At 35.8% G+C, this 25,658-nt stretch carries 21 protein-coding genes; 10 read left to right on the top strand and 11 right to left on the bottom strand.

Annotated features, from left to right (window positions below; all coding sequences use genetic code 11):
• Positions 1–4 precede the first annotated feature (4 nt).
• Complete coding sequence (locus ACKOWY_RS03595) at positions 5–937, top strand: transglutaminase (protein ID WP_408940078.1); 933 nt, start codon at positions 5–7, stop codon at positions 935–937.
• Here ACKOWY_RS03595 and ung read toward each other — a convergent pair whose 3' ends face one another.
• Positions 938–1,615: a uracil-DNA glycosylase gene (gene ung, locus ACKOWY_RS03590; RefSeq protein ID WP_408940077.1), complete on the bottom strand. Its 678-nt coding sequence runs from the start codon at positions 1,613–1,615 to the stop codon at positions 938–940.
• 83 nt (positions 1,616–1,698) lie between these two features.
• On the opposite strand from ung, the gene ACKOWY_RS03585 reads away from it, so the two are divergent.
• The gene (locus ACKOWY_RS03585) at positions 1,699–3,870 is read left to right on the top strand and encodes an endonuclease MutS2 (protein WP_408940076.1); all 2,172 of its coding nucleotides are present in this window, start codon (positions 1,699–1,701) and stop codon (positions 3,868–3,870) included.
• On the opposite strand, the gene ACKOWY_RS03580 is transcribed toward ACKOWY_RS03585, so the two are convergent.
• The 4 genes from ACKOWY_RS03580 to ACKOWY_RS03565 all read right to left on the bottom strand — a co-directional run bounded on the left by ACKOWY_RS03580 (position 3,867) and on the right by ACKOWY_RS03565 (position 7,838).
• Positions 3,867–4,289 carry a DUF1801 domain-containing protein gene (locus ACKOWY_RS03580; RefSeq protein ID WP_408940075.1) on the bottom strand — a complete coding sequence of 141 codons (423 nt, stop codon included), beginning with the start codon at positions 4,287–4,289 and terminating at the stop codon, positions 3,867–3,869. The two genes, ACKOWY_RS03585 and ACKOWY_RS03580, sit on opposite strands and share 4 nt — an antisense overlap.
• Before the next feature lie 25 nt (positions 4,290–4,314).
• Positions 4,315–4,563 carry a hypothetical protein gene (locus ACKOWY_RS03575; protein ID WP_408940074.1) on the bottom strand — a complete coding sequence of 83 codons (249 nt, stop codon included), beginning with the start codon at positions 4,561–4,563 and terminating at the stop codon, positions 4,315–4,317.
• Between the two features lie 127 nt (positions 4,564–4,690).
• Positions 4,691–5,416 (bottom strand): hypothetical protein, encoded by a 726-nt coding sequence (locus tag ACKOWY_RS03570; protein WP_408940073.1) that lies wholly within the window; start codon positions 5,414–5,416, stop codon positions 4,691–4,693.
• Positions 5,417–5,801: 385 nt separating this feature from the next.
• On the bottom strand, positions 5,802–7,838 hold the full coding sequence (locus ACKOWY_RS03565) for a M13 family metallopeptidase (RefSeq protein ID WP_408940072.1): 2,037 nt from the start codon (positions 7,836–7,838) through the stop codon (positions 5,802–5,804).
• A gap of 166 nt (positions 7,839–8,004) precedes the next feature.
• Between ACKOWY_RS03565 and ACKOWY_RS03560 the strand changes: the two genes are divergently transcribed.
• Genes ACKOWY_RS03560 through ACKOWY_RS03545 form a run of 4 tightly spaced genes read left to right on the top strand, consistent with a single transcriptional unit; the run spans position 8,005 to position 11,655 of the window.
• Entirely contained in the window at positions 8,005–9,561 is a 1,557-nt protein-coding gene (locus tag ACKOWY_RS03560) for a response regulator (RefSeq protein ID WP_408940071.1), read from the top strand.
• Positions 9,562–9,575: 14 nt separating this feature from the next.
• Positions 9,576–9,983, top strand: coding sequence for a tRNA (adenosine(37)-N6)-threonylcarbamoyltransferase complex ATPase subunit type 1 TsaE (tsaE, locus tag ACKOWY_RS03555; RefSeq protein WP_408940070.1), 408 nt, complete (start codon positions 9,576–9,578; stop codon positions 9,981–9,983).
• Between the two features lie 41 nt (positions 9,984–10,024).
• On the top strand, positions 10,025–11,218 hold the full coding sequence (locus ACKOWY_RS03550; protein ID WP_408940069.1) for an alanine dehydrogenase: 1,194 nt from the start codon (positions 10,025–10,027) through the stop codon (positions 11,216–11,218).
• 59 nt (positions 11,219–11,277) lie between these two features.
• Complete coding sequence (locus ACKOWY_RS03545) at positions 11,278–11,655, top strand: DUF4258 domain-containing protein (protein ID WP_408940068.1); 378 nt, start codon at positions 11,278–11,280, stop codon at positions 11,653–11,655.
• Positions 11,656–11,699: 44 nt separating this feature from the next.
• Here ACKOWY_RS03545 and ACKOWY_RS03540 read toward each other — a convergent pair whose 3' ends face one another.
• The 5 genes from ACKOWY_RS03540 to ACKOWY_RS03520 form a co-directional block, all read right to left on the bottom strand.
• Positions 11,700–12,740, bottom strand: a complete 1,041-nt coding sequence (locus ACKOWY_RS03540) for a PLP-dependent cysteine synthase family protein (protein ID WP_408940067.1) — start codon at positions 12,738–12,740, stop codon at positions 11,700–11,702.
• Between the two features lie 66 nt (positions 12,741–12,806).
• Complete coding sequence (locus ACKOWY_RS03535; protein WP_408940066.1) at positions 12,807–14,867, bottom strand: S9 family peptidase; 2,061 nt, start codon at positions 14,865–14,867, stop codon at positions 12,807–12,809.
• A 35-nt stretch (positions 14,868–14,902) separates the two neighbouring features.
• A complete protein-coding gene (locus ACKOWY_RS03530) occupies positions 14,903–15,298 on the bottom strand; it encodes a response regulator (protein ID WP_408940065.1) in 396 nt (131 codons plus the stop codon).
• A 1-nt stretch (position 15,299) separates the two neighbouring features.
• Entirely contained in the window at positions 15,300–16,205 is a 906-nt protein-coding gene (locus tag ACKOWY_RS03525; protein ID WP_408940064.1) for a sensor histidine kinase, read from the bottom strand.
• Positions 16,206–16,213: 8 nt separating this feature from the next.
• Positions 16,214–17,239 carry a threonine aldolase family protein gene (locus tag ACKOWY_RS03520; protein WP_408940063.1) on the bottom strand — a complete coding sequence of 342 codons (1,026 nt, stop codon included), beginning with the start codon at positions 17,237–17,239 and terminating at the stop codon, positions 16,214–16,216.
• Between the two features lie 47 nt (positions 17,240–17,286).
• Between ACKOWY_RS03520 and prfB the strand changes: the two genes are divergently transcribed.
• Positions 17,287–18,382, top strand: a protein-coding gene (gene prfB, locus ACKOWY_RS03515; RefSeq protein WP_408940062.1) for a peptide chain release factor 2 whose coding sequence is annotated in 2 segments (ribosomal slippage) — positions 17,287–17,349 and positions 17,351–18,382 — 1,095 coding nt in all. Because the reading frame shifts where the segments join, the coding sequence is not laid out codon by codon here.
• Between the two features lie 179 nt (positions 18,383–18,561).
• Here prfB and ACKOWY_RS03510 read toward each other — a convergent pair.
• A complete protein-coding gene (locus ACKOWY_RS03510; protein WP_408940061.1) occupies positions 18,562–20,538 on the bottom strand; it encodes a thiamine pyrophosphate-dependent enzyme in 1,977 nt (658 codons plus the stop codon).
• 272 nt (positions 20,539–20,810) lie between these two features.
• On the opposite strand from ACKOWY_RS03510, the gene dnaN reads away from it, so the two are divergent.
• From dnaN to ACKOWY_RS03495, 3 genes are all read left to right on the top strand, one after another.
• Positions 20,811–21,929, top strand: coding sequence for a DNA polymerase III subunit beta (dnaN, locus tag ACKOWY_RS03505; protein ID WP_353085099.1), 1,119 nt, complete (start codon positions 20,811–20,813; stop codon positions 21,927–21,929).
• A 143-nt stretch (positions 21,930–22,072) separates the two neighbouring features.
• Positions 22,073–24,904, top strand: coding sequence for an excinuclease ABC subunit UvrA (uvrA, locus tag ACKOWY_RS03500; protein ID WP_408940060.1), 2,832 nt, complete (start codon positions 22,073–22,075; stop codon positions 24,902–24,904).
• 27 nt (positions 24,905–24,931) lie between these two features.
• Positions 24,932–25,657, top strand: coding sequence for a TIGR00730 family Rossman fold protein (locus ACKOWY_RS03495; protein WP_408940059.1), 726 nt, complete (start codon positions 24,932–24,934; stop codon positions 25,655–25,657).
• Position 25,658 lies beyond the last annotated feature (1 nt).

Raw genomic sequence — 25,658 nt, 5'->3', positions numbered from 1 at the left:
GGTTATGAAGCATAATTTAAAATACTATTACAATGATCTTGCTGAAAAATTCACGATTCAAAAACCGTGGGACATCATCATTATTTTTGTTTTAAACGTTTTAATTGCCATTCCTATTTTTATCATTACGCATCAAAATCTCATTCAATTTAACTGGTACCTCCATTTGGATCGGGTGTTACTTTTTGTAGTGATTTTAATCATAATTCAATTGGTTTTACAAGCCATGCGCCGCATTACTTTAATTAGTGTTTTTCTTTATTTAATCGCTTTGTTTTACGGAACACTATTTGGTAAATACAATTTTCAAACGGTTTTTATAGAATACCAATCTATGTTGTATGCCATGGCAGAGAATCCCTATCCGCAAGATATTATTGTAGATAAATTATTGCCTTTTCCAAACAAAAACAAAACCTTAAATGCAATTGAATATGAAAATCCAAAAGTGCGCGATTTTGCTATTCGAGCAATCAAAAAAAATGTAATGGAAGCCAAAGGCTATGAAGAATACTTAACGATAATTCAGTGTTTTGCTGTGTTCAAAGAAATCAATTCCAATTGGACCTATGTACATGATCCCAAAGGGGAAGAATACATTGCAACAGCAAGTGAATCGGCTCAATATTTATCTGGAGATTGTGACGACCACTCCATTTTAATGGCAGCAGCTGTAAAATCAATTGGCGGAACACCTCGATTAATTCATACCGACGGACACATTTATCCTGAAATATTAATAGGCAAAAGAGCCGATATGGAAAACATAAATTACTTAATAAAAAAAGTGCTTTTTCCAAAAGAAAGTGCAAATAAACCCATTCATTACCACATTGACGAACGCGGAAATGCTTGGCTTAACTTAGATTATACTGCTAAATATCCAGGTGGACCTTTTATGAAAGAAGCTATTTTGAGTGCTTTAACCTTAGACTAATCACCATTCGATTTCGGGAATTCCGTTGCTTTTTAAATAAATATTGGTGTCTTTAAAATGTTGGTTTCCAAACCAAAAACCTCGGTTGGCACTTAATGGCGAAGGGTGCCCCGACTCCAAAACCAAATGCTTGGATCGGTCGATTTTACTTCCTTTTTTTTGAGCAAATCCACCCCAAAGCAAAAAAACAATATGTTCTTTTTCTTCCGAAATTTTCTGAATCACCGCATCGGTAAATACATTCCATTTTAAATGTTTGTGGCTGTTGGCTTGGTCTTTACGAACAGTCAAACCAGAGTTCAACAATAAAATTCCTTGTTTTGCCCAACGCTCTAAATTCCCGGAAGTCGGAAAAAAGATGCGATCAAATTCCGAATTAATTTCGGTGAAAATATTCTTTAATGACGGCGGAATGGGAATCCCATCGTCAAGCGAAAAACACAATCCGTTGGCTTCACATTTTCCGTTTACCTCACCATGATAAGGGTCTTGCCCAATTATAACCACTTTCAAATCCTGAAATTGGCATTTTTCGAAAGCATTAAAAATCAGTTCTTTTTGGGGAAAACAAGTCTGCGTAGCATATTCCTGTTCTACTTTCTGCATTAATTCCAAGAAATACGGTTTCTCAAACTCGGTTGCCAATAGCTTTTGCCAGGAATTTTCTTGGATAAACATTTTATAATTTTTTCTTCAAAATTAGGAATTTCTGACCTAATTCCCTTTAAACTTTGTAAATTTGAAAATTCGTAAACTCATCCATGATTTCAATAACTCAAAAAACACTTCAAGACCTCGAATTTAATACCATTTTGCAAACTATTTCGGATCGTTGTAACACCGAAATCGGCAAGGAAAAAGCGTTGCAAATTACTCCAATTCAGGATAAAGAGGTGCTTATGCAGGCGTTGTTGCAAACCTCAGAATACCTTTCGTCGTTTGCCAACAACAATGCCATCCCCAACCATGGATTTGAAAACAGCACCAACGATATTAATTTCTTGGCTATTGAAGACAGCTTTCTTGAAGTGGGAAGCTTTAGAAAACTAGCCACCCTTTCGGAAACGGTGAATGTTTTATTGTTATTTTTTAAAAAATTCAATGAGTATTATCCAAAACTGAACGAGAAAGCAAGTCAAATTGAATTTACGAAAATCATCATTCAAAAAATTGATGAAGTTGTAGATAAATACGGCATCATCAAAGACAATGCCTCACCCGAATTAATTCACATTCGCAGAGAAATGAGCACCGTTCGCGGTAAGGTAAATCAAAGTTTTGGCACCGCTTTATCGCAATACAATTCTTTGGGCTATTTGGATGATATTAAAGAAAGTATTGTTGAAAATCGGAGGGTTTTGGCTGTATTGGCCATGTACCGCCGAAAAGTGAAAGGCTCCATTTTGGGTAGTTCCAAAACCGGAAGCATTGCTTACATCGAACCCGAAGCTACCTTAAAATATTCAAGAGAATTAAGCAATTTAGAATACGAAGAGCGCGAAGAAATCACCAAGATATTAAAGAAGCTTTCCTATGAAATCAGACCCTTTGTGGATTTGCTTTTGCAATACCAAGACTTTTTAAGCGACATTGATGTCATTGCGGCCAAAGCCAAATATGCCAACAAAATAAATGCGTTATTACCCAACATCATTGAAGAGAAACGTTTGTTCTTTAGAGAAGCCTTCCATCCTATTCTGTATTTGAATAATATGGAAAAGAAAGAAGTGACTTTTCCGCAGACGGTCGAATTAAATCAAGACAACCGTATTATTGTGATTTCGGGGCCCAATGCCGGTGGGAAAACCATCTCGCTAAAAACGGTAGGATTGTTGCAATTAATGCTGCAATCGGGGATGTTGATTCCGGTACACGAACGCAGTGAAACCTTTCTTTTTGACCGTATTCTAACGGATATTGGTGACAACCAATCGATTGAAAATCATTTAAGCACCTACAGCTACCGATTGAAAAACATGAATTATTTCTTAAAGAAATGCAATGCCAAAACCTTATTCCTCATTGATGAATTTGGGACCGGTTCTGATCCCGAATTGGGTGGTGCATTGGCAGAAACTTTTCTTGAAGAATTCTATCATAGGGAAGCATTTGGTATCATCACCACGCATTATTCAAACCTTAAAATATTAGCCAACGAATTGCCTCATGCCAGCAATGCCAACATGTTGTTTGACGAGAAATCGTTGGAACCTTTGTATAAATTAATTTTAGGACAAGCCGGTAGTTCGTTCACCTTTGAGGTGGCACAAAAAAACGGAATCCCATTTGGGTTAATTAACCGTGCAAAAAAGAAAATTGAAGGTGGAAAAGTACGCTTTGACAAGACGATTGCTACGCTCCAAAAAGAGCGCTCCAAAATGGAAAAAACTTCTAATAACTTGAAAGAAGAAGAAACCAAAGTTCGTGAAGAAAGCAAAAAAATGGAGCAAATTAACCTGAAGATCAAGGAGAAATTAGAGCGCTACCAAGAATTGTATGATGCCAATCAACGCCTAATTTACATTGGACAAAAGATTGATGATATTGCCGACACCTATTTCAACAACAAAGACAAGAAAGTGCTTATTGGTGAATTCTTAAAAATGATTGAAATTGAAAACAGCAAGCGAAGAAAAATTTCTGCCAAAGAAAAGAAAGTTCAAGAGGTAATCCAGAAGAAAATTGTGGAAGAAGTTACTGTTAAGGTAGAAGAAATTCGACAAGAAAAGAAAGAGAAGAAAATCAAGGCGGCCCTGGTACCCGAAAAACCAAAAATGGTGCTTAAAGTTGGGGATCGTGTACGCATGCACGATGGCAAAGCTGTTGGCGTTTTAGAAAAAATAGAAAAAAATAAAGTGGTTGTGAATTATGGTGTCTTTACTTCAAAAGTCAATATAGATTTACTGGAATTTGTGGAGCGCCCGAAAAACTAATTAGCTTCAAATCCTTTTTTTATAACTTGAATCAACACGTCTTTATTTAAATCTTTAAGACTTTTAAATTTGATACAATACCCCGTTACACTGGCTTTACCTATGGTAGCGGCATAATTTTCATTCAAGTAATTTTTATCATTTAAGCCCATTATGTAAATCGAAATTCCTGTTTGATTGGGACTGATACCTAGTTGATAAAACTCCCTCGATTTACCCCCAGCATACGGCATCATTTGAGTTCCATAACCAATATTGGGATTTGCAATTACTTTACCCGAGCTATCTTTACCATCCAAAAACCAAAGTGTACAGCCCGGATTTTGTTGCATAATTACATCATGCAACTCGTTTATTTCGCTTCGTTTTGGCTCGGACAATGTTGCAATAAAATCTTGAATTTCTTTTAGAGTATCCATAATAAACCAGAGTTGGATTTAGCAACTAAGCGAAATACAATTCTTTAAAATACTTGATACGGCTACCTGGAATTAACAATGAAAAAAACTGCTTGCTTGTAATTACATTTTTGCTTTTTAGTCGGAAATAATCGGTTAGTGTTCTGTAAATAAAGGCGTAAAACACCAACAAAGCAATGCACCAATCTTCATCGATTAACTCGTTTTTCATTACGTAAAGCAAACCGAAAAAAGGAACTAAAATGACTAAATAATATACGAGTAGGTTTTTCATAGGTTTTGTTATTTTTGTTAAAGATAATATTTCTTTCGAAACGTGAACGTGAATTTACTACAAAATTCGCACCCGAGCGCAGCGAACGGATGAAGTAATTCCGAGAAACGTGTGTTACAGCAGTTTTTTATTTAGTTCGAGGCGGTTCTTCTGTAGTTATTGTCGGTGCAACTTTGTAATTTCTTAATTGATTTTCAGTTCCGATAATTTTTACTTTTTCATCAAGGTATAAAATGTTCATTTTTAGGTTTTGATTTTTAGTAATATCAATGACTTCAATTTTATTTTTGTTTATTACAATTTGAATTAAATCTGGATTATTTGATAAATCTAATTTCTTCAATTTATTGTTGTCAACAGTTAGGTATTTTAAATTTTTGAAAGGTTTCAAATTTAATTCTTGAATTTTATTGTCCATCGTGTTTAATGATACAATATTCGGACAATTTGAAATTTTTACTTTTTCCAGTTGATTAAAACCGCAGGCAAATCTTTCTAAAGATGGCAAATTTGAAATTTGAATATTTTTTAGTTTGTTTCTAGCAATATAAAGTTCTTTTAACGATTGAAGACCATCTAATTTGAAATCAACAATATCATTTATAGTCAATGATAAATAAGTAAGATTTTTAAAGCTTTTCACATCATTAGCATTCTCGATGTTGAGTTCCATTAAGTCTAATTTTGTGATAGTTTGAGATTCGTCATAGTCAATATTTCCATTTTTATTAATGTCAATTTCAGGATATTTAGTCAAAACTATTTTTTCAAAAGCTGGATTTTCAAATTTGATTATTTGTGAATAATTTAAATATGTGATAAAAAATGTAATAAATAGAAGTGTCTTTTTCATAGATGGTGGTTTAAAATTGCTGCCAACTTGTATATATAGTTACAAAATAGCGTGTATAAACTTAATTTGGTTCTATATGGGCTACTTTGTATCGCTTTATTCATCAAATATATACATTATCTTGTTTATGTAAGAAATTGATTCGTTATTATTTTAAAAGGCATTCTTTTGAAATTCTCTTTTCACAAAAGACATAACCTATCTAGCCCTGACAAAAGTGGAAATCCTGGCATTGCGAACCTAAATAGTTGTAGGAGATTGCTTAGTTCCGCGCAATGGCAGATTGCAACGAATGGCAGGAATTACCATTTCTAAAATGCCCTTTGTTTCGCTCCAAAAAAAAAGGTTTGCAAAACTGCAAACCCTTTTTTTAATAAACTACCTATTACCAGATCACCACTCGCAGGGAATCGGGTTGGTACATTGGGCTACCTGGTTTGATATTGAATGCTTTATAAAATTCGGGGATGTTGCTTAACGGTCCGTTGATTCGGTATTGCGCCGGAGCGTGCACATCGGTCATGATTTGTTGTGAAAGCGCTTCTTTATTGGTATTCACCATCCAAGCATAACCATAAGCCAAGAAATAACGTTGGTCTGGAGTGAGCTTGCTAATCACTTCTTTGGTAGTGTATTGTTTGGTTTTCTTGAACGCCTCATACCCCATTACAACCCCGCCCAAATCGGCAATGTTTTCACCTTGTGTGGCCGAGCCATTGATGTTTTTATCGCCCACTTTGTACTTGTTGAATTGCGATACAATCAATCCGGTTTTGGTTTGAAATTTCTTCAAATCTTCGGCAGTCCACCAATTGTTTAGGTTTCCTTTTTCGTCATACTGACTCCCTTGATCGTCAAAGCCGTGGGTGATTTCGTGTCCAAAAGTAGAACCGCCAATTATTCCGTAAAGAATGGCATCATCGGGCATTCTGCCTTCATATCCTGGCACCAAAATATTACAAGCCGGAACACAAATTTCATTGTTACTTGGATTGTAATACGCATTGTACGTTTGCGGATACATGCTCCATTCGGTTCGATCTACCGGTTTTCCGTATTTATTGGTCATGTATTGGTATTGCCAAAGATTGGCAGCCATGACATTTTTGCAATACGATGTTCTATCAATCACCATGCTGCTCATGTCTTTCCATTTATCTGGATACCCTACTTTCATAACAATTTTGCTCAATTTGTTAAGTGCTTTTACCTTGGTAGCGGCGCTCATCCAATCGAGTTTTTTAATGTGCTCGGCATAAACATCACGAATGTTATTGCCTATTTCTAGTAGTTTTTCTTTTGAGCCTTCTGGCAAATATTCTTTTACATACACCTGCCCTATCAATTCGCCAAGCGAACCATCTGTTTGCTCCACCGATCGTTTCCATCTTGGTTTTTGTTTTTTCACACCACCCATTACGGTTGAGTAAAATTTGAAATTTTGATCTTCAATTTCTTTATTTAAATAGGCTGCATACGTATTTACCAAATCCCATTTTAAATACGTTTTCCAATCGGCAATAGCATAACTTTTTACATACCCACTCAGCGCTTTGTAAAATTCGGGTTGACCCACAATAACCGAATCGGCTTTGGCAATTCCCAAATCTTTTAAAGTGGTACTCCAATCAATATTAGGTGTTAGCGTTTTGAATTGGGCAACGCTCATTTTGTTGTAATTTTTTACTGGATCGCGCAATTCCTCCAATTTTCTTGAAGCTTTCGCCAAATCAGTCTCTAATCGCATAATGGTTGTTGCATTTTTACCCGCCTCAGTAGCAGGAACACCTAGCAATTGCATCATCGCCTGAATGTGTTTTACGTATTCATTTCTTATGTTTACCGTTTCAGCGTCGGTATTGAAATAGTAATCGCGTTGTCCTAGCCCTGTGCCACCTTGCATAAATTGCAACGCATTTTTAGAACTTATTTTGTCGTCTTGCGAAACATAAAAGGTAAATCCCGCTCCCGAACCAATGGTGTGCATGTGCGCCATAGTTTTCAACAAACTAGGCACATCAGAAATGGCATCAATACTAGCAAATTCACTTTTTAAAGGGGTAATTCCTGCTTTGTTAATCGCTACGGTATCCATTGCCGAAGCATAAAAATCACCAATTTTTTGCACATTACTTCCTTTAGCTGCATCGGTTTCTTGTGCCGATTTTTCGCAAATGGATTTGATTTGGTTGTTAATCGTATCCTGAATCATTCGGAAGATTCCGTTGCTTCGTTCTGATGCCGGAATGGGATGCTGCTTGAACCAACCGCCATTTGCAAAATGAAAGAAATCTTCAGACGGACTTACCGTGGTGTCTCTGTTGGTAATTAACGGATCTACAAAAGGTGCTTCTTTTTTTGCACAGCCAACTAAATTAGCTGCAATTAAAGCCCCTAAAACAATTTTATAACTGGTTTTCATGTTGGGTGTATTTTGAAATTTTAGAATATTTTTCACTATTTTATTCTTCAAATCTAAGAAAATTTCGAGTGGAACAGAAATTAATTTTATTCCTAAAATAATTTACAATAATTTTAGCACAACGATCGTTGTAAATAAAGTAAATTGCAACTCAATTTGAGACATTATGGATAAAATCAAAATACTTTGGGTGGATGATGAAATTGATTTATTAAAGCCACACATTCTTTTTTTAGAACAAAAAAACTACGAAGTCACTACCTGCAATAACGGTAGAGATGCCGTTGATGTTTTTGCCGAAAATAATTTTGATGTAGTTTTCTTAGATGAAAACATGCCCGGAATGAGCGGATTGGAGACCTTGGCTGAGATAAAAGAAAAGAAATCTTCTACTCCGGTAATCATGATTACCAAGAGTGAGGAAGAATACATAATGGAAGAAGCCATTGGTTCTAAAATTGCCGATTACTTGATTAAACCAGTGAATCCAAATCAGATATTATTGAGTTTGAAGAAAAACTTAGACCATTCGCGTTTGGTTACAGAAAAAACCACTTTGGATTACCAAAAGGAATTCCGAAAAATAGCTATGGAATTAGCCATGGTAAACACCTACCAAGATTGGATTGAATTATACAAAAAATTGATTTTCTGGGAATTGGAATTAGAAAACATTGAAGATTCCAACTTGATTTCGATATTAGAATCTCAAAAAGTGGAAGCCAATTCGCAATTTGGTAAATTCATAGAACGCAATTACGAAGACTGGTTTGCTTCGCCAAAAGCAGATAAACCAGTGCAATCACATACCCTTTTTAGAGAATTAGTCGTTCCCGAATTGGTTAAAAAAGACAAACCAGTTTTGTTTGTAGTAATTGATAATTTGCGTTACGATCAATGGAAAGTAATGGAAAGCACCATCAATAATTACTACAAATTAGAAAAAGAGGTGCCGTATTACGCCATTTTACCCACCGCTACTCAGTATGCTAGAAATGCCATTTTCTCGGGTTTAACGCCACTTGAAATGGAAAAACAGTTTCCGCAATATTGGAAAAATGATGTAGATGAAGGCGGAAAAAATTTATATGAAGGTGAGTTTTTGTCGGCGCATTTAAAACGATTGGGATTGAACCTCAAAGAAGATTACTTTAAAATCACCAATTTGGCGGGCGGTAAAAAACTAGCCGATAATTTTAGAACCTTAAAAGACAATAATTTAGTTACGATTGTTTACAATTTTGTCGACATGCTTTCGCATGCCAAAACCGAAATGGATGTGGTTAAAGAATTGGCTTCCGATGATAAGGCGTATCGTTCATTAACGCTGAGCTGGTTTAAGAATTCCCCATTATTGGATATTATCCAACAAGCCCAAAAATTAGGATTCAAATTAATCATCACCACCGATCACGGAACGATAAATGTGAAAAATCCATCGAAAGTAATTGGAGACAAAAACACGAGTTTGAATTTACGATATAAAACTGGAAGAAGCTTAACCTATGAAGACAAAGAGGTTTATGCGGTGAAAGATCCAAAAAAAATTGGATTACCGGCAATAAACATGAGCAGTTCGTATATTTTTGCAAAGAATGATTATTTCCTGGCGTATGTAAATAACTACAATCATTATGTGAGTTATTACAAAAATACCTACCAGCATGGAGGGATTTCTTTAGAAGAAGTGATTGTTCCTTTATTAGTTTTTAACCCTAGATAATATTTTTTCAAACCATGGAACTTATTTATTCCTTAGAAGAAATCGATGCAATTGCGAATCAAATTATTGCCGCCAACCCCAATAAAGTGCTTCTTTTTAATGGAGAAATGGGTGTCGGGAAAACGACTTTAATTAAATATTTAGCAAAAAATCTTGGTGTTAACGAGGTAACGAGTAGTCCAACCTTTTCTTTAGTTAATGAATATCAAATTTCTGAAAATCAATACATTTATCATTTTGATGTGTATCGATTAAAAAATGAAATGGAAGCCATGGATATGGGAATTGATGAATACCTCTATTCTGGAAATTGGTGTTTTATTGAATGGTCTGAAAAAATCCCGAATTTAATTCCGCCTCAACATTCCACACTTACCATTGAGCTACTTCCCGACGGAAAACGAAGATTGACTTTGGAGTAATTATTTTTTTCGTAACTTGGTCCTTTAATTATTTGGAAAACATGGCCATTACACCATTTACAAAGCAACAATTGATTCCTCAGGAAGAAAAACTAGAAATTATTCGTCAAAAAAGCGAATTGTTTATTGGAATTCCAAAAGAAACGAGCTACCAAGAGCGAAGAATTTGCTTAACCCCTGATGCAGTTCATTCCTTAACTTCATACGGTCATCGCATCTTAATGGAAGCAGGAGCCGGAGAAAGCTCAAGCTACAGCGATCAAGAATACAGCGATGCCGGAGCAGAAATTACCCAAGATACCAAAAAGGTTTTTTCGTGTCCGATGCTTTTAAAGGTGGAACCACCAACCATGGCCGAAATCGAAATGATGCAAGCCAATTCAATTCTGATTTCTGCTATCCAATTAAAAACTAGAAAAAAAGAATATTTTGAAGCGCTTACGCAAAAGAAAATTACCGCATTAGCCTTTGAATATATAAAAGACGAAGACGGATCCTACCCTGCTGTAAAGTCATTGAGTGAAATTGCAGGAACTGCTTCTATATTAATTGCAGCTGAATTAATGATCAACCAACAATTTGGAAAAGGTTTGTTATTCGGGAATATCACTGGAGTTCCCCCTACCGAAGTGGTCATTATTGGCGCCGGAACCGTTGGTGAATTTGCTGCTAAATCGGCCCTAGGACTGGGTGCAAGCGTAAAAGTATTTGACAATTCCATTACAAAATTACGCAGGTTACAAAACCACCTCAACGAACGCATTTTCACCTCAACGATACAACCAAAAGCCTTACTTAAAGCCCTACGCCGATGCGATGTAGCAATTGGCGCTATGAGAGGCAAAGAAAGATGTCCGGTTGTAGTAACCGAAACCATGGTAGAATACATGAAAAAGGGCGCCGTTATTGTGGATGTGAGTATTGATACCGGAGGTTGTTTTGAAACATCAGAAATCACAACTCATGAAAAACCAACTTTCATTAAAAATAATGTAATCCATTATTGCGTTCCGAATATTCCTTCGCGTTATTCAAAAACCGCTTCGTTGTCAATCAGTAATATCATCACCCCCTACTTGCTTCAAATAGCTGAGGATGGCGGAATTGAGAGTTCTATTCGATGCAATAATGGTTTAAAAAACGGAGTGTATTTGTACCACGGAATTTTAACCAACAAAGCCATTGGCGATTGGTTTAATTTAAATGACAGCGATATTAATTTAATTGTTTTTTAATAGTTAGCCTTAACAAATATTAGGAGGATTGCATTACCTTTGCAGAAATTAAATTTACAATGAAATTTTATCAGCGTTTTGCATACTATTTAATCGGATTAGTTATTGGTTGCTTTTTTGTGGCTGCTGTTTTATCTGGAAAAGATACCCGTTGCAACTATTTTCCGAATGCTCGAGTTTTAAATGACTTAAGAAACAAGCCTTTTAACTACAGCATTGAAGCCTCTCGCAAACTTGCCGAAGATTGGATTGATACCATCGATATTAAAAATACCCTAACCTACGGAGATGTTGATTTTGATAAAAGTAATATTCCGTATCAAAAAGGAAAACTTTACATCATTGAAGGGCAAACAATGCGAAAAGATACTATTACACTAAGAGTAATTAACTATTCCAATAAAGCAGTTTTAGAAGACATCATCAGAAAGAAATAAATATAAAAAACTCCAATTTTCATTGGATTTTTTTATATGCTTTGTTATTTGATGTATTCTATTTTTTGAGCTTCTTCGGTATTGACACTGTCAAAAAAACCTTGCTCATTCATCCAGTCGTCACTGAATACTTTACTCATGTATCTTGATCCGTGATCTGGGAAAATAACTACCACATTACTGTCTGCAGTAAACTCTCCTGCTGCAGCAAATTGCTTTACCGCTTGTAAAGCAGCCCCCGAGGTATAACCCACAAACAATCCTTCTTGTTTTACAATTTCTCTTGCGGTATGCGCACTTTCCTCATCGGTTACTTTCATAAAAGTATCAATCGAATCAAAATCGGTTGCGGTTGGAATCAAATTTTTTCCAATTCCCTCAATGCGATACGGGTATATTTCGTTGGTATCAAATTCTTTGGTTTCGTGGTATTTTTTCAAAACCGAACCAAAAGCATCTACACCTAAAATCTTAATATTTGGATTTTTCTCTTTCAAAAATTTAGCAACTCCAGAAATGGTTCCACCCGTTCCGCTGCAAGCCACTAAATGTGTAATTTTTCCGGCTGTTTGTTCCCAAATTTCTGGACCTGTAGAATGATAATGCGCATCAATATTTAGCTGATTAAAATACTGATTAATATATACCGATCCTTTTGTTTCCTCGTGCAAACGTTTTGCAACATTGTAATACGATCGTTCGTCATCGGCAGAAACATGAGCAGGGCAAACATATACTTTAGCTCCAAGACTGCGGAGCATGTCTATTTTATCTTTGGAAGATTTAGAAGTAACGGCAAGTATGCAATTATACCCTTTAATGATACTTACCATCGCCAAACTAAATCCGGTGTTACCCGAAGTAGTCTCAATAATTGTATCGCCTGGAGAAAGGATTCCTTTTTTTTCGGCTTGTTCAATGATGTATAATGCAATTCTGTCTTTAGATGAATGACCCGGATTAAAAGCTTCCACTTTAGCATAAAAATTACCAGGAAAGTCAGCGGTAATTCGGTTAAGTTTAATAAGAGGGGTGCTTCCTATTAATTCCAGAACATTATTGTAGGCTTTTATTTCTTCTTTCATAAAATAAAAAAAATTTGACAGAACCACTACTTACTAGCTGAACCGTAACCTTGCAAATCTAATAAATTATTTTTTAATTTTTTCTAAATCCAATAAAAAACTGAATTCTTTGGCCAATTCTTTAAGCGCTTCAAATCTCCCTGAAGCACCACCATGACCCGCATCCATATTGGTATCTAGGAATAACAATTTCGAATCGGTTTTCGTTGCCCTTAATTTTGCAACCCACTTTGCTGGCTCCCAATATTGTACTTGCGAATCATGCAACCCGGTTGAAACATACATATTGGGATACTCTTGTGCCGTCACATTATCATAAGGTGAATACGACAACATATAATCGTAAAATTCTTTTTTATTGGGATTACCCCATTCATCATATTCTCCAGTAGTTAACGGAATCGATTCATCCAACATGGTAGTCACCACATCTACAAATGCCACTTGAGCAATGATTCCATTGTACAAACTAGGCGCCATATTTGCAACAGCCCCCATTAGCAATCCACCTGCAGATCCACCCTCAGCATAAAGATGCTCTGAAGAAGTGTATTTTTCCTCAATTAAAAATTTCGAACAATCAATAAAATCGGTGAAGGTATTTTTCTTTTGCAATAATTTTCCGGTTTCATACCAATTTCTGCCCAAGTCTTCGCCCCCACGGATGTGTGCTATTGCAAAAATAAATCCTCTGTCTAATAGCGATAATCGTGTTGAAGAAAACGAACAATCTATAGAATAACCGTATGATCCATAGGCATATTGCAACAACGGATTGGTTCCGTTTTTAACTAAATCTTTTTTGTAAACTAACGAAACAGGCACCTTCACTCCATCTCTAGCGGTTGCCCAAACGCGTTCTTCTTTATAGTTGTTTTTATCAAATTTTCCGCCTAGCACTTGCTGCTCCTTAAGTACGGTTTTTTCCTTGGTTTTCATATTGAAATCAATAACTGAAGAAGGTGTAGCCAAGGATTGATAGGAATACCGCAAAATATCGGTATCAAAATCTACGTTGGTACTTGCACTTGCCGTATAAGTTTCACTATCAAAAGGCAGATAATACGCTTCATCACCATTCCAAGGAATGATTTTAATTGTATTCAAACCATTAGCGCGTTCTTCAAGCACCAAAAAGTTTTTAAACAACTCAATATCTTCCAATAATACATCTTCTCGATGCGGAATCACCTCAACCCAATTTTCTTTGGAAGTTGCAGTTTCCGGAGTTTTCATTAACTTAAAATTCTCCGCTTTGTCTTTATTTGTTAAAATATAAAAACTATCCCCGTAATGATTGATGCTGTATTCCACACCACGCACTCTCTTTTGAAACAACTTAAATTTCCCATCCGGAGTAGATGCATCCAAAATCTGATATTCGGTGGTTAAGGTACTCCCCGATTCAATGGCGATGTATTTATTTGATTTTGATTTAGCGATTTCAACATTAAACGTTTCGTCTTTTTCAAAATAAACCAAAACATCCTCCTCTTGGCTGGTGCCTAATTTATGTTTGAATATCTTATCCGAACGTAAAGTAACCTCATCTTGTCTCGAATAAAAAATAGTTTTATTGTCATTAGCCCAAACTGCAGTTCCGGTAACATTCTTTATGGTATCTGAAAGCAATTCACCAGTTTGAAGATTTTTCACTTGAATGGTATAAATTCTTCTGCCCACAACATCCACACTAAAAAGCACTAAGGTATTATCGGGACAAACCGATAATCCACCCAAATGAAAATAGGATTGCCCATTTGCCAATTCATTGCAATCAAAAAGCAATTCTTCGTTAGCTTCCAGCGTTTCTTTTTTTCTTGAATAAATTGGATAATCCTGCCCTTTTTCAAATCGGGTGATGTAATAATACCCATTGTATAAATACGGCACCGATTGATCATCTTCTTTGATTCGAGATTTCATCTCTTCAAATAATTCTGCTTGAAAGCCTTTGGTTTCTGCAGTAACCGAATGGTAATATTCGTTTTCTTTATTTAAGTAATCAATAACCTCGGGATTTTCTCTATCGTTAAGCCAATAATAATTATCCACACGTGTGTGTTTGTGCTTAACTAATTTATGAGGAATTATTTTCGCTACAGGGGGAATGTTTTTTTTATTCATTTTATTTGATTTCAAAGCTTCGAAATAGTTTCTAGCTACGAATGTTTAGTGTTAATTGTATTCAGCATTTCAATAGAAAGCGGTTTAGTTAGATAGTCGGTTATTTCCGGAATTTGCTTGGCTTTCAATAAGTCATTCGGGTTTACAGAAGAACTAAGCACAAACAACTGCAATTGAAGATCCTGCTCTAACTTTAAACTAGCCAACGCTTCAATAAATTGCCAGCCGTTCATTTGAGGCATATTTAAATCTAAAAAAATAGAAAGCTTCTTTATGTTTTTTAATTTCTGAATTTCATTTAAGGCAGCTGCTGCATTGGTAAAAGACAAAACAGAATCAGCAAAATTTTGCTTTTCAAACAACCTTTGGTGGAAATAATTCATTGCTTGATCGTCTTCAATCAACACAACGCAAGTTGTCTTAGCTTCCATATTACTTGTTTTTGGAAATGGTAAAATAAATTACAGTTCCTTTTCCTAGTTCCGATTCTGCCCAAATGGTACCTCCGTGCATTTCTACTATTTTTTTACAATGGGCTAATCCAATTCCGTTGCCTTCAAATTGCTGATTATGGCTTCCTTTTTTGAAAAGAAAAAAAATGGAATCCAAATTTTCAGATGGAATTCCGATTCCGTTATCTTTAATTTTAAGGAGCCACTCGGAATTTCTTTCTTCAGCGGATATTTCAATAATAGATTGCTCTTCTTTGTTTCTGAATTTTATTGCGTTTCCAATCAAATTTTGGAATAACAATCTCAAATACATTGAAGAACCGAAAACAGTTGGTAATTTTTCAAAGTGAATTTTAGCGCCGCTTTGCTTGATGGCAAAAGCCAAATCCTCTTGCGCTTCTTGCAGCACTTGATTCATATCGGTTGCACCAAATGTATCTTTTGTGATTGGTTTGGAAAAATTCAGCAAACTCTTTACAAGTCCTTGCATTCGCTCTGCGGATTTTGATATAAAATCAACAAACAAGTTACCTTCGGCATCTAATTTAGTTTGATATTCTTCTTTCAATAAATTGGAATACCCGCTTATGACATTCAAAGGCTCTTGTAAATCATGGGAAACCGAACACACTAATTCTTCTAATTCGGAGACTTTCGTATTATCCTTGATATAATACACATGATACAAAATGCCGTTCTCACTTAGTTGTGCAGCTTGAATACGATCTTTTGAAATATCCGAAAATACAACAGCAATAGATTGATTTTTTAGAGAATCTAAATTAGTATTAAAAAACTTCAACCCCAATTCATTGGCATGAACAATCACATCATCTGCAGTAGCAACAAAGGTTGGTAATGGAATGGTGTTAATTAAGTTCAGCATCTTAGAAATTAAAATTGCAATTTAGATAAGGTATCAAGCACATAATTATGCATGACTTCTTTATAATCTAGATGGGTAACGATTCTCAATTTTCCATGTCCCATAGAACTTATAAATATATTTTTTTGTTGGAGTTTTTCAATGATCCATTTTTCTTCTAATGTTGGGCGAACCGAGAAAATAAGAATATTTGTTTCAACAGGCTCAACTTTCTCAACCCAATTTAAAGTTTGCAACAACTCCCCTAATTCTTTAGCTCTTCGATGATCTTCTTCCAATCGGTTAAGATTATTTTGGATTGCAAACATACCCGCTGCAGCCAAATATCCCGATTGACGCATTCCACCTCCAAATATCTTTCGGATACGCAAAGCTCTTTTTATATCGGCTTTTGAACCCAACAACACAGAACCTATTGGCGCTCCCAATCCTTTAGACAAACACACAGAAATGGTATCGAATAATTCCCCAAATTGTTTTGGGTGTTGTTTTTTAGCCACTATCGCATTCCATAATCGAGCACCGTCCAAATGGTATTTCAAATTATGATCCACACAAACTTGTTTTATCTTCTGCAATTCTTCAATATCGTAACAAGCTCCGCCGCCTTTATTGGTAGTATTTTCAATACTCACTAACGAAGTTAAAGGCGCATGATAAAACTCGGGATCGTTAATGGCATTCTTAACTAAATCGGCAGTGATCATTCCTCTATGACCATCAACCAAACAACACGAAACACCACTATTAAAAGAAGCTCCGCCGCCTTCATAATGATAAATATGGGAATATTTATCGCAAATTACTTGTTCACCCGGATTGGTATGTAATTTAATGGCCGTTTGATTTGCCATCGTTCCACTCGGGAAAAACAGCGCAGCTTCCATACCAAATAATTGCGCTACTGCAGCTTCCAATTCATTTACTGTTGGATCTTGCTTGTATACATCGTCACCAACTTTTGCATTGAACATATATTGCAACATTTCGTTGCTTGGTTTGGTAACCGTATCACTGATTAAATTTATTTCCATATCAAAGTTTGAAGCCTTATATTTGCAATTACAAAACTACGCAATTTATGACAAATACCGAACAAATAAAAGGTATTGTAGAACGCCTTGGTGCGTTGAGGAGGTATCTTTGACATTGATGCCAAACTTATAGAAATATCCAACGAGGAAGAAAAGACTTTTGCACCCAATTTTTGGAACAACGCAAAGGAAGCTGAATTACTTATTAAAAATCTAAGATCCAAAAAGAAATGGGTTGAAGATTTTGAAAAAGGTAATGCCCTTTCTGAAGAACTTCAAGTGACTTATGAATTCTACAAAGAAGGAGAAGTTACCGAAGCCGAATTGGATGCTCAATATGAAATCACCAATAATTTCATCGAAGATTTAGAATTTAGAAACATGCTTTCTGCAGAAGGAGACAGCATGAGTGCCGTTTTACAAATTACTGCCGGCGCCGGCGGAACTGAAAGTTGTGACTGGGCCTCAATGTTGATGCGTATGTACATGATGTGGGCCGAAAAACAAAACTATAAGATCAAAGAACTGAACTTTCAAGAAGGTGATGTAGCCGGAATTAAAACGGTTACGCTAGAAATAGAAGGTGATTTTGCTTTTGGCTATTTGAAAGGCGAAAACGGAGTTCACCGTTTGGTTCGAATTTCTCCTTTTGACAGTAATGCAAAACGACACACCTCTTTTGCTTCGATTTATGTATATCCTTTGGTTGACGACACAATTGAAATTGACATCAATCCGGCAGATATTGAAATCATTACTTCACGATCAAGTGGAGCTGGTGGTCAAAATGTAAACAAAGTAGAAACTAAAGTGCAGTTGTTTCACAAGCCGACCGGAATTCAAATTCAGTGTTCAGAAACGAGATCCCAGCAAGACAATAGACAACGCGCTATGCAAATGCTTCGCTCGCAGTTGTATGAAATCGAATTGAAAAAACAACTGGAACAACGCGCCGATATTGAAGCTGGAAAAATGAAAATTGAATGGGGCTCTCAAATTAGAAATTATGTGATGCAACCCTACAAATTAGTGAAAGACGTTCGGTCTGGATATGAAACCAGCGATGTTGATGGGGTTATGAACGGTAATATCGATCCGTTTTTAAAATCCTATTTGATGATGATGGGACAGAAAGAGGATTAGCCTTAAGATTAAGAAGTTACAGAAGGATTACGAGCTAATTTTTAAATAATTTAAAAATACTTATTCGTAATTCATAAATTCAAAGTATATTTGCATCGAGGATTCCGAAAGGAAGTTACACCTCACCTCAATAGCCAACTGCTCCAGGTTGGCTTTTGTATTTTATACCCCTACTGAAATTAGTATTCTAAAAGTTGTTTTAATTCTTTTTCAAATCGAAGTTTGGGCAAATACTGATCTTCTAAAGATTTCACAAACGGAATCGGACTCTCAATACTTCCCACTCTACGAACAGGAGCATCCAAGTATTCAAAACAATTTTCCATAACCAAAGCAGAAATATCGCTTGCAATACCTCCAAACAATGTGTCTTCTTGCAAAATGATGCATTTACCTGTTTTCTTAACCGAATTATAAATTGCCTCTAAGTCTAATGGCTGAAGTGTTCGTAAATCAATTAAATCAGCTTTAATATCTGGGTTGGAATTCAAAATTTCTAATGCCCAATGCACTCCAGCTCCATAGGAAACGATAGTAACCGACTTCCCTTCTCTTATCAAACTCGCTTTACCAAACGGAATTGTGTAATAATCTTTTGGGACGTCCTGATATACCGAACGGTACAATTGTTTGTGCTCAAAAAACATAACCGGATTTGGGTCGTTAATTGCCGTATTCAACAATCCCTTAGCATCATATGGAAATGCCGGATAAACCACTTTTAAACCAGGAGTTTTGGTAAACCATGCTTCATTGGTTTGCGAATGAAACGGACCTGCTTGAGTTCCGCCACCGCAAGGCATTCGTACAACCACGTCGGCTTTTTCATTCCAACGGTAATGTTGCTTCGCTAATAAATTTACAATTGGGTTAAAACCTGTAGATACGAAATCGGCAAACTGCATTTCTACAATGGCTTTGTGTCCGTTAATAGACAATCCCATAGCAGCAGAAACTACGGCGCTTTCGCAAATAGGTGTATTGCGTACGCGTTCTTTTCCGAATTGTTCTACAAAGCCTTCGGTGATTTTAAATGCTCCACCATATTCGGCTATATCCTGACCCATAATAACCAAATTATCATGGCGTTCCATCGATTGTATTAAAGCTTGTGAAATAGCATCAACAACACGGATGTTTTCTACTTCATTATTTGAATTAACTTCTTCAAAATCATACTCTTGATACACATCATTTAATTCTTCACTTAAATCAGCTTCAATATCTGGTTGACTTTGTGTAATGGCCCAATTTTCATCAATTTCAGTTTTTATTTTTGTAGTTATTTCGGCATCCAATTCTTCGGTTAGAACTTCGGTTGCAATCAAATAATTTCTATAATTTGAAACCGGATCTTTAACAGCCCAAGCATCCATTAATTCTTGAGGAACATATTTAGTTCCGCTTGCCTCTTCGTGGCCACGCATTCTAAACGTTTTAAATTCCAATAATACCGGTCTAGGGTTTTGTGCTAATGAAGCTTTCAACTCACTAATCTTAGCATATACTTCTAAAATATTATTTCCGTCAAGAATATGACTTTCCATTCCGTAGCCCACTCCTTTGTCTGCCAAATTCTCACATCGGTATTGTTCGTTTGTTGGTGTAGACAATCCGTAACCATTATTTTCAATCACAAACAAAACAGGCAAATCCCAAACCGAAGCAATATTCAATGCTTCATGAAAATCGCCTTCGCTTGTAGCTCCTTCACCGGTGAAAACCGCGGTTACTTTGCCGTTTCTTTTTAATTTATTTGCTAAAGCAATCCCATCAGCCACGCCAAGTTGGGGACCTAAATGCGATATCATTCCGATAATTTTATATTCTTGAGTACCAAAATGAAAGCTGCGATCGCGCCCTTTGGTAAATCCGTTTTTCTTGCCTTGCCATTGTGAGAACAAGCGGTGCAACGGAATATTTCTACCGGTAAACACCCCTAAGTTTCTATGCATTGGCAAAATATACTCATCAGAATCTAAAGCAGCAGTAATTCCAACAGAAATTGCCTCTTGACCAATTCCAGAAAACCATTTAGACACTTTACCTTGACGTAATAGGATCAGCATTTTTTCCTCTATCAATCTGGGCTTTAACAATCTAGAATATAAATCCAATAATTGTTCGTTTGAGAAGTCTTTTCTATCGAAATTCATAGGTGTAATTTTAGCGAATCAAAAATATAAAAAAATAACCTATGCTAAAAACTATTTTTTTTACGGATTTATAACAAATCAAGGAATAATCATTCAATTATTTGAAAGAAAACCAATTGAAATTCGGAATTTATCATAATTCCTTCAATATCTGACTCAAAAAAAATACAGATTCCTATCGAAAAAAATTCCTAACAATATTGGAATAAATGTTAATAAATTTCTTTTCAAGATCTATTTCTTTAAGATATATTTGTAAAAAATAATATAAGATGAAGTTTATTGTATCCAGCTCGTATTTATTAAAACAATTACAAGTTTTAGGTAGCGTTATTAATAGCAGCAACACGCTGCCTATTTTAGACAACTTTTTATTTGAATTAAATAAGAAGACCTTAACCGTTTCGGCTTCCGATCTTGAAACGACTATGTCTGCTACTTTAGAAATCGAATCTACAGATAATGGTAGCGTAGCAGTTCCTGCTAAATTACTTTTAGATATACTTAAAACGTTTCCAGAGCAACCTTTAACTTTTACAGTTGAAGAAAATAGCACTATAGAAATTAGCTCGAATTCGGGTAAATATGCGATTGCGTATGCTCCGGGAGAAGAATTCCCAAAATCAGTACAATTAGAAGACCCATCTTCTACAATGGTTCCAGCAGAAGTGTTGGCAACTGCTATTAGCAAAACTATTTTCGCTGCTGGAAATGATGATTTACGTCCGGTTATGTCGGGGGTATTCTTCCAATTTTCACCAGAAGGATTAATCTTCGTAGCTACTGATGCTCACAAATTAGTGAAGTATACACGTACTGATGTAAAAGCTTCTCAAGTGGCAGATTTCATTATGCCAAAAAAACCGCTTAACATCTTAAAAAGTATATTAAGCACTTCGGATGCAGAAGTTAAAATTGATTACAACGATGCCAATGCAACGTTCTCTTTTGAAAACTACTTATTGATTTGCCGATTAATTGATGGAAAATATCCAAATTATGAAGCGGTAATTCCGAAAGAAAATCCAAACAAACTATTAATTGATAGAAACCAATTCTTCAGTTCTGTGCGACGTGTGGCTATTTTCTCAAATAAAACTACACACCAAATTCGTTTGAAAATTGCTGGTGCTGAATTAAATATATCTGCAGAAGATATTGATTACTCAAACAAAGCAGAAGAAAGACTGACTTGTGATTACCAAGGTGATGACATGCAAATCGGTTTCAACTCACGTTTCTTATTAGAAATGCTTTCGAATTTACAATCGGATGAAATTCAATTGGAGATGTCTATGCCAAATCGTGCTGGAATTTTAACTCCAGTAGACGGATTAGACGAAGGAGAAACCGTTACCATGCTTGTAATGCCAGTAATGCTTAATAACTAATACAAACCAACCTAAAAACCATAAGAGAGCCGGCTTAATTTATTTAAGTCGGCTTAATTTTTAGAACTAGATTTAACAATTTCTTCTAAACTGACTAACTGAATTTTATCCTAAAATCGTACTTTTGCGTTTTTACAAATCTTATGCTAGAAAACGAAAATACTATTGAAGTAATTGGTGCACGAGTACACAATTTAAAAAACATCGATATTTTCATTCCGAGAGAAAAACTAGTTGTTATTACTGGGCTTTCAGGATCTGGGAAATCATCGCTTGCTTTTGATACCATTTATGCCGAGGGGCAACGCCGTTACATCGAAACATTTTCAGCATATGCGCGGCAATTCCTTGGCGGATTGGAACGCCCTGATGTGGATAAAATTGACGGATTGTCTCCTGTAATTGCTATCGAACAAAAAACAACCAGTAAATCACCACGATCTACTGTTGGTACCATTACCGAAATATATGATTTTCTACGTTTGCTGTATGCACGAGCAGGTGAAGCCTACAGTTACAATACTGGTGAGAAAATGGTTTCCTATTCGGATGAGCAAATTCAGAATTTAATCACAGAAACTTTTAATGGTAAACGAATTAATGTCCTTACTCCTATCATTAGAGCCCGTAAAGGACACTATGCCGAGTTATTTCAACAAATTGCCAAACAAGGTTTTGTAAAAGTAAGAGTGAATGGTAAAATTGTAGATATTACGCCAGGCATGAAATTGGATCGTTACAAAACCCACGATATTGAAATCGTAATCGATCGAATGCAAGTAGAAGCTACTGCCGATACTCAAAAAAGACTTGCCGAAAGCATCAAAACAGCCATGTATCATGGAGAAGATGTGATGATGGTTATGGAGCATGAAAGTAACGAAGTGCGCTTTTTCAGTCGAACTTTAATGTGTCCAACAACCGGAATTTCCTATCAAAATCCGGAACCCAATTTATTTTCATTCAATTCCCCAAAAGGAGCTTGTGAACATTGCAACGGATTGGGAATTGTAAATGAAATCAACAGAAAAAAAATAATTCCAAATCCGAAGCTATCAATTCAAAAAGGAGCATTAGCTCCACTTGGTGAATACAAGAGTTCCTGGATGTTCAAGCAATTGGAGATTATTGGAGAAAAATACAAATTCAAACTAACCGATCCCATTGAAACCCTATCCGAAGAAGCGATTGAAATGATTTTGAATGGCGGAAACGAGAAATTTTCGGTGGTTTCTAAAACGGCCGGAGTTACCAAAGAATATAAAATTGATTTTGAAGGAATTTCCAAATTCATAAAAAGTCAATTTGACGATAGTAATTCGAGTTCCATAAAACGTTGGGCCAAAGAATATATGGATGAGATGCATTGTCCAGAATGCCATGGTTCTCGATTGAAAAAAGAATCGCTTTTCTTCAAACTAAATAATCAGAATATTGCAGAACTTTCTGCTATGGATATATCCGAATTGGCAACTTGGTTTCAATCGTTACCAAATGAATTATCGGATAAACAAAAAACAATCGCAGTTGAAATCTTAAAAGAAATCAATGACCGCATTCAGTTTTTATTGGATGTAGGATTGAATTATTTATCGTTAAATAGAAGTTCAAAATCATTATCTGGTGGAGAAGCACAACGCATCCGATTGGCAACTCAAATAGGCTCTCAACTAGTTGGCGTACTTTATATATTGGATGAGCCAAGTATTGGTTTGCACCAAAGAGACAACGAGCGATTGATTAATTCTTTGAAAAACCTTCGCGATATTGGTAATACCGTTTTGGTGGTAGAGCATGATAAAGACATGATTGAATGTGCCGATTATGTGATTGATATCGGTCCGAAAGCCGGAAAATTTGGTGGTGAAATCATCAGTAAAGGAACTCCTGAAGAATTATTGAAGGAACATACTTTAACAGCGCAATATATAAACGGCGAACTTAAAATTGAAGTTCCCAAAAAACGAAGAAGTGGCAACGGAAAATTCATCAAGCTCCAAGGTGCTTCAGGAAACAACCTTAAAAATGTTTCGGTTGAATTTCCGCTTGGCAAATTAATATGTGTAACGGGAGTTTCCGGTAGTGGTAAATCAACCTTAATTAATGAAACGCTCTACCCTATTTTAAATGCACACATTTTTAATGGCGTAAAAAAACCACAGCCGTATAAAAAAATTGAAGGATTAGAGCATATTGATAAGGTGATTGACATCGATCAAAGTCCGATTGGTAGAACACCTCGCTCGAATCCGGCAACGTATACCGAAGTATTTTCGGAGATTCGAAGTTTGTTTACCATGACTCCTGAGGCGATGATTCGCGGATACAAAGCGGGAAGATTCAGCTTTAATGTAAGTGGTGGAAGATGTGAAACTTGCGAAGGATCGGGAGTGCGAACAATTGAAATGAGCTTTTTACCTGATGTATATGTAGAATGTGAAACCTGCCAAGGCAAGCGTTTCAACAGAGAAACTTTAGAAATTAGATACAAAGGAAAATCAATTTCCGATGTATTGAACATGACCATTGATGAAGCGGTCGATTTCTTTGAAATGATACCGAAAATTCATCGAAAATTAAAAACCATTCAAGATGTTGGATTGGGCTACATTACTTTGGGACAACAAAGTACTACCCTTTCGGGCGGTGAGGCGCAACGCATAAAATTAGCAACCGAATTATCTAAAAAAGATACCGGCAACACCTTTTACATTATGGATGAGCCTACTACAGGTTTGCATTTTGAAGACATCCGCGTGTTGATGGAGGTAATTACCAAATTGGTTGACAAAGGTAATACGGTATTGATTATCGAACATAATTTGGATGTAATAAAATTGGCAGATTACATAATTGACATTGGTTTAGAAGGCGGAAAAGGAGGCGGTGAAGTATTGTGTTCTGGAACTCCTGAAGAAATAATAAAAAACAAAAAAAGTTACACAGCTCAATTTTTGAAAAAAGAGTTAAATTAGCAGAATCGAATCTAAAATAGAGAACATATGAGTGCAAGTGAATACGAAAATGAAGACCACAGAATTCAAGAAAAATTCAAACAAAAAACGTGGAATGAAGTAAGAAGTAATGATTCTTGGGCGATATTCAAAATCATGTCGGAGTTTGTTAATGGCTACGAAACCATGTCAAGAATCGGGCCTTGTGTTACTATTTTTGGATCGGCTCGAACCAAACCTGAAGAAAAGTATTACCAATTAGCTGAAGAAATCGCCTATAAAATCAGTAAAGCCGGATACGGAGTAATTACTGGTGGAGGACCTGGAATTATGGAGGCGGGAAATAAAGGAGCCCACCGCGGCGAAGGAACTTCGGTAGGATTAAACATTGAATTGCCTTTTGAACAACATTTCAATCCGTATATTGATAAAGATAAAAACCTAAACTTTGATTATTTCTTCGTGAGAAAAGTAATGTTTGTGAAATATTCGCAAGGGTTTGTGGTTATGCCTGGAGGATTTGGAACTTTGGATGAATTATTTGAAGCGGTAACCTTAATTCAAACTAAAAAAATTGGTAAGTTTCCTATTATTTTGGTTGGAACCGAATTTTGGTCGGGGTTATTGGATTGGATAAAAAATGTACTTATTGACAAGCAAAAAAATGCCAATCCAGAAGATTTAAATTTAATAAAAGTGGTTGATTCTGCAGAAGAAGTAGTAGAAACACTTGATAACTTTTATAAAAAATACAATTTAAGTCCGAACTTCTAAT

This window comes from Flavobacterium sp., from assembly GCF_046073885.1.
Classification (GTDB): domain Bacteria; phylum Bacteroidota; class Bacteroidia; order Flavobacteriales; family Flavobacteriaceae; genus Flavobacterium.
This window is presented reverse-complemented; position numbering and strand designations above follow the sequence as displayed.